At 33.0% G+C, this 1,986-nt stretch carries 1 protein-coding gene; it reads right to left on the bottom strand.

Annotated features, from left to right (window positions below):
• Positions 1 to 98 precede the first annotated feature (98 nt).
• A complete protein-coding gene (locus BHF68_RS07300) occupies positions 99 to 1,841 on the bottom strand; it encodes an IS1634 family transposase (RefSeq protein WP_069643002.1) in 1,743 nt (580 codons plus the stop codon).
• Positions 1,842 to 1,986: the final 145 nt, after the last annotated feature.

The raw sequence follows: 1,986 nt of genomic DNA on the forward strand, positions 1-1,986 counted from the left end.
TCCTGTCTTTGACACTTGATGAATACAAAAAGCCTGTAGAACCTTGATACTAAAGGGTCTGCAGGCTTTAATGTTTGCCGAAAAAGTGAGTAATGTTTTTATTTTTTTGTATCTTTAAAAATTTTTTTCATCTTACTTGTAGTAATAATCTGATAGTCAGTGCGAAAGCTAAATGCTTCATGTAAAGCATCAGTAAAATCAGTTCTGGTATATAAGGGTTCATAACCTTCACCCTTAATCACCTTGAAATTCATGTCTCTTAACTCACTAATAATTTTGTGGCAGGTGAATTCCTCGTTTAGGCGCTTTTCAAGTATTCTATAAATAATTAGTGATACAAAGCATGTGATGAAATGCGCTTCAATTCTGTCGTCATTTTTTAAGAATACAGGTCTTGCTTTGAATTCACTTTTCATAATCCTAAAACACTCTTCAATTTCCCATCTCCTGTGATTTACTTTAATGATTTCAGATACATCACCCTCAAGGTTTGTACAGACACCATAAAAACCATCAAATGCTTCTTCTTTTTGGATGATAGCTTTATCTATGCTGTATAATTCTCCCTCTGCAATTTCACCATCAGGAGTATAGCTTGTCTTATGAATAAACCTTTTGTAATCGTTAGCATTACATTTCTTGATTTTTGTCGGATTATTATCAATTACTTTTTGAGCTCTTTCTATTTGAGAGTTACGGATTTTACGCTGATAATCCCTGTATTTGATAGAGTAGGTCACAATAAGCCGTTGTTCAAAGTCATTTTCTTTAATCCAACGCTCCTTATAAAATACTTTTGATATGATTTTTGCTTTTTCTTCAAAAGTAGCATTTCCCATCAATTTATCAAGCTTAGAAATGTCATATGTTTTATTACTACCAGAAAGTTTCCAACCTTCAGCATCAAGCGCCCATTTTTTTAAGTGCGCTTTTAATTTTTTTATTGACTGAGTTGTAATAAATGCACGTCCATCTTTGTCGTTAAACTTTCTATTAGCTTCTGAAGCTAATCCGGCATCTGTGCAGACGACGAATTTAGAAAGTTCAAAATCAGAAATAATTTTCTTTTCTAGAGGCTTTAAAGTCAACTGCTCATTCATATTTCCCCTATTAATGCTAAAAGCCAGAGGAATGCCGTCCCCATCCATAAAAAGACCCATTTGAACTATTGGATTTGGCTTTTTATCTTTTGATGGACCATATTGTTTATTGCCATCTTCCTGTTCAATTTCAAAAAAGTAATTGGTGCAATCATAGAAAAGAACACCAGTATTTCTTTTGGTAATCTTCAAGCTATTTTCATACAACGAGGATTGAATAAAATCTGTTTCTTTTGCAAGAACTTCAAGAGCTCTGTAGATCTGATGCAAATCAAAATTTGGTTGTTCAATAAACTTTTTAGAAAGTTCATAAGTTGCAAGTTTAGAAGATGGGAAAATAACTCGTCCGTATATCAACCTAGAAAGTATTGAATTCAGGTCGAAATCAAACTTATATTTAATTGAAATTTCCTTACAAATCTTATGTAGTCCAAGCTCATAGTATATTTTTTGTAAAAATAGATATCCACCATTAAAGGAGCGTTGTTCGCCTTTATTTATAAGTTTTGATGGTGAATACTTTACGAGCACTTCACGTTTTTCTTCTTTTTCTTTTCTGTTAAGCTCCTCGACGTATTTCCTTGCCCATTCTATAGGGTCTTGGCCGTTTAGCTTTTTTTCTAAGCTGGCAACAGTGCCGAGCTTTTCAACAACTTTGGAAGAACGCTTTCCATTTTCGTAAATTGATTTAACCACATATAAAGATGCAGCATTTTTTGAATTAACAATTTGTAGCCTCATTTATACACCGTCCCCTTGTCGATTGCTTATATTATAACACATTGTGAAACATTGTGCACTATATAAATAGAAAAATTGACAAAAAAATAAGCCTACATCAAGGCTTGTTGGGATTTTTTCTTTATTAAAGTGTCAAAGACCCGGG

The sequence above is a fragment of the Desulfuribacillus alkaliarsenatis genome, assembly GCF_001730225.1.
GTDB lineage: Bacteria > Bacillota > Bacilli > Desulfuribacillales > Desulfuribacillaceae > Desulfuribacillus > Desulfuribacillus alkaliarsenatis.

What these genes read in the sequence shown, in the direction of transcription:
- BHF68_RS07300 (WP_069643002.1), bottom strand. Translation starts at nt 1,841, where the DNA reads ATGAGGCTACAAATTGTTAATTCAAAAAATGCTGCATCTTTATATGTG.